Origin of the sequence: Saccharopolyspora sp. NPDC002686 (assembly GCF_040295745.1) — a bacterium.
In the GTDB taxonomy this organism is placed as follows: domain Bacteria; phylum Actinomycetota; class Actinomycetes; order Mycobacteriales; family Pseudonocardiaceae; genus Saccharopolyspora; species Saccharopolyspora oryzae.
Genome location: NZ_JBEOVY010000651.1, coordinates 1 through 1,513 on the forward strand (window position 1 = coordinate 1; position 1,513 = coordinate 1,513).

2 protein-coding genes are annotated in these 1,513 nt (G+C 63.5%); both read right to left on the reverse strand.

Annotation, left to right across the window (positions count from 1 at the left end; genetic code table 11):
* Positions 1 to 81: 81 nt before the first annotated feature.
* Positions 82 to 588: an Imm1 family immunity protein gene (locus tag ABTZ89_RS38625; protein ID WP_351054444.1), complete on the reverse strand. Its 507-nt coding sequence runs from the start codon at positions 586 to 588 to the stop codon at positions 82 to 84.
* The gene (locus ABTZ89_RS38630) at positions 585 to 1,373 is read right to left on the reverse strand and encodes a DddA-like double-stranded DNA deaminase toxin (protein ID WP_351054446.1); all 789 of its coding nucleotides are present in this window, start codon (positions 1,371 to 1,373) and stop codon (positions 585 to 587) included. The genes ABTZ89_RS38625 and ABTZ89_RS38630 overlap by 4 nt, the downstream gene beginning before the upstream one ends.
* Between the last annotated feature and the right edge of the window lie 140 nt (positions 1,374 to 1,513).

A 1,513-nucleotide genomic window follows, 5' to 3' on the forward strand; every position in this document is an offset into this window, starting at 1 on the left:
AACCCCCAAATTTTTACTTTTTCCCACACTACATTATGGGGTGGCGGCTCTGTGCTGAGCCGCCACCGCTTTTCTCGTCGGTCAGGCCGCGCCAGCGACATCCAGGCGTTGGACGATCCGTCCGTAATAGTCGCCGGCCACCCATTGGACCGACTTCGGTCGCTGTCCCCCGCTTCGGCAGAACTCCCGCAGCGCTTCACGCGCATGTTCGAGATCGATGACCGTGAACCGGTCGTGGAAGTGCTCGGTGTCGTAGTCGCTGGCCAACAGCGGCACCTCGAGGGGTGGCTCGGGGTTGAACGTGACCCACAAGTGCTGAGCCAAAGCGTCGTCGGCGTGTTCCTCCGGATCGACGTTGCGGAACCACAGCAGCGCAGCGCAGCCCGAGTCAGGATCTGCGACCACTCGAAGCTGGAACTCCCCGGGCTCGTCGGCCTCGAGATCCCGACCGAACTGCAGCCAGCCGGGCGTATTCCGATCGCCCCGGTCGAGAGCTGCGCTGATGATGCCTTCCACCTCATCCCAGGAGGTGGCGTGGCGCCAGCCGTCGCACCCGTGAGCAGGCAGATCAGCACTGACCATCGTCATGATGTCGGGCTCCCTCCGTGCAGCTCATATCGTACGGCGGCGCCGGGCACCCACACCGTGATCGAGTGCCCGCGCGGCAGGATAGCCCGAACGGCCGGACCGCATCCCCAATCACCGCGACAGACCCCTCGCGGATTGTTGATCACCAGGACGAGATGTCGAATGCCTCGCTTTCGCATTTCCATCGCGACCTTCGCTTCCACATGAGCAGCGGCCGCTATCGGCACATCCCCCCGACGTTGCCTTGGAAAACGAGGGCTGTTCCGCAGGAAGCGATCGATTTCGGAGGCCTCGGCGCCCTGCTCGCTCCGCAAATCCCGATCGACGAGCTCGGGGTTTCCCTCCAAGTCGAACGCGAGCCCTACTGTCGGCTTGAGGTGCTCGATCTTCGTACGCACCTCGTCGGCCCATTGAGCCGTATTGACAGCACCTGAACGTAGCTGTCCATGAGGCTTCGCGCGCTCCAGAGGATGCGGAGAGGCTGTCCGCCCTTCTCCACCACCAGCGGTGTTCGTCCCCGCAACCAGCTGCCGCCACGCAATGACGAGCTCGCGAATCCGGCCAAGTATTTGGTGGATGCGGACGAGATCATTCGCAGCCTGGTCGACACGAGCGAGAGCCGTCTGGGCCCCGTCATCTGTAGAGCCGAGAAGGACCCCCAGCCCATTCGGTTGACCACCTTCGTCCAAGCACGCCTGTGCTCGGGCCACCTCGTCCCGCCCTGTTTCAAGTTTTTCAAGCGCCTCGTCCACGCGCGCCAGGGCTTGCGCTACGGCTGAGACCATCGGACCAAAGCAGTCACTGATCGTCGACAAATCATGACGCTCAGTGTGCAGTTGGTCACTGACAAGGCGGTGGCGGCTCTGTGCTGAGCCGGACAGCTGGAACCCGGTGGCTCGCACCGTCCGACCGAACCCGGAGCACA

What these genes read in the sequence shown, in the direction of transcription:
- ABTZ89_RS38630 (WP_351054446.1), bottom strand. Translation starts at nt 1,373, where the DNA reads ATGGTCTCAGCCGTAGCGCAAGCCCTGGCGCGCGTGGACGAGGCGCTT.
- ABTZ89_RS38625 (WP_351054444.1), bottom strand. Translation starts at nt 588, where the DNA reads ATGACGATGGTCAGTGCTGATCTGCCTGCTCACGGGTGCGACGGCTGG.